2 protein-coding genes are annotated in these 1,941 nt (G+C 42.1%); both read left to right on the top strand.

What is annotated here, in order from left to right:
- The first annotated feature begins 157 nt into the window (after positions 1-157).
- Entirely contained in the window at positions 158-829 is a 672-nt protein-coding gene (locus B3Z75_RS07130; protein WP_294069189.1) for a helix-turn-helix transcriptional regulator, read from the top strand.
- A gap of 522 nt (positions 830-1,351) precedes the next feature.
- A partial coding sequence (locus tag B3Z75_RS07125; protein WP_294069186.1) for a MotA/TolQ/ExbB proton channel family protein occupies positions 1,352-1,941 on the top strand: 590 nt, incomplete at its 3' end.

Raw genomic sequence — 1,941 nt, 5'->3', positions numbered from 1 at the left:
AAGTTGGACAAACGGGTAGGGAATCTGAAACTGGAGCTGATCTTCAGCAATTTTTAAATCACGGACGGGCTCTGTTTTGGTGGACAAAGTGGGGCCTGCCAGCATCGGGCAGATGCCTCGCGTAAGGCCTGTTCAACAAAGTGTATAATAAGCTGATATGAGCTATTTCCTATTTATATTCTTCGCGTGTTTTACATCGGCTTCCTCTTTGCCAACGCTGTCAATGGCAGGAGGAAACGATTTTCCTGGCGCAGAAAGATGGGTAAATGAATCGACAAACATTGGTGGTTTTCTGCAAATTTCTTACGACAACCTGTTTTCTTCCCAAGTTGGAGAACCACAGGGATACTCTTCCAACGCCACTAAAAAAACGAAAAGCATCATAGGTGCTTTTTTTGTGGTCCTGGTCATTGTCATGCTTGCTTTGATTCCCAAAGGATTGCTGATTTATTTCGTTTGGCGTAAGTCCCGGAATCAAAAACAGGCAGACCATGCAGAAGCAGCTATCGCTGTTCACCCGGAACCAAAACTTGACCTTTATTTTGAAGAGATGCGCGAGCTTGCCATAAAAAATGATCCCCTATTCCTGAAGCGATTCACGGAAGTGTACCCTGATTTTACGCGGCGTCTCCTGCACAAACACCCCCAGCTGTCGAAATCCGAATTATCGCTCTGTGCGATGATCTTCCTGAACTTCTCTTCAAAAGAAATTGCAGAATATACTTTTATTCAACACCGCTCGGTACAAACCAACAGAAGCCGCTTACGAAAAAAAATGCGCCTCTCTTCCCACACGGATCTCTACAGATATATCAAATCTTTTGCCTGATTCTGAAACCATCCGACCCAATATGACATCCTTTTCCATTGAAGGAGTTTTTTTCACACCCTGAATGACGAATGGAATTATATTCCCGAAAATACTCTCCGTGCGCAGCCGATAAATTTCAAAAGGGCATAAAAACAATGTATCACATCCTCTCTGCTGATTATCTGTGTATTAAATTCCAACACTATACAATTGTAGTACCCCTGTAGGGCCTGCTTTGGACTTTTTCGCACCAAATGTAGTACCTGTTGTAGGAGGTGTATCGCACCTCTGACGTACCTGTTTTATTAAAATATAAACTTTATGTTGCGAAATTTGTACCGCTTTTTTAGAAAAGCATTATCTACTTTTCTTGATGTTCAATTTTGTCCTCATTCGCTGAAAGTTTTGTGATGCATGACGCACATAATTTGCTGATGTTTATAAAATACACGTCATGCTGAATCGGGATTTACAGTGATTGGGGACATTTTGATTTGTAAAGAATAAATTTACATTACAATAAACACAAAAAACAAATTTATGACAACAAATGAGAATGGGCTGAAAAAGCAACGTGAGATCAACTCCGTTAAAAAGAAAAAACAATCAAAAGGGCTTTCTTCAGGTTTGGTGATTGCGCTCTCTTTCGTGGTAGCGCTTTCGATATTCCAATTCGTTTTTGGAAATCCGGACAACTTTATCGGAGGGAACAGAGACAATCTTCCGTTGCAAGGAAACCTGCTGGGTACGATCTACAAAGGCGGGTTTGTGATTCCTGTAATCATGACCATGCTTATATCGGTAATCGTACTGAGTATCGAACGCCTGATTGCAATTGCCAGATGCAAGGGCAAGGGCGACTTAACCGTTTTTGTAACAACCATCAAAGAAAAACTTGCTCACGATGATATTCAGGGTGCACGAACTCTTTGTGACCAACAGAAGGGATCGGTTGCTGCCGTGATCAATGCAGGACTCGACATGTACGAACTGATGCTGAAAGACAATACAGGCTTAACGAAAGAACAAAAGGCGGCCAACATCAGCGAAAAAATTGACGAAGCAACCGCATTGGAACTCCCCATGATGAATCAAAACCTTCCCGTAATCGCAACCTTCTCTAACCTGGG

It is taken from the genome of Proteiniphilum sp. UBA1028 (assembly GCF_002316955.1).
In the GTDB taxonomy this organism is placed as follows: Bacteria; Bacteroidota; Bacteroidia; order Bacteroidales; family Dysgonomonadaceae; genus Proteiniphilum.
The sequence above is the reverse complement of the archived record's forward strand: the minus strand, read 5'-3'. Positions and strand labels throughout refer to the sequence as shown.

What these genes read in the sequence shown, in the direction of transcription:
- B3Z75_RS07130 (WP_294069189.1), top strand. Translation starts at nt 158, where the DNA reads ATGAGCTATTTCCTATTTATATTCTTCGCGTGTTTTACATCGGCTTCC.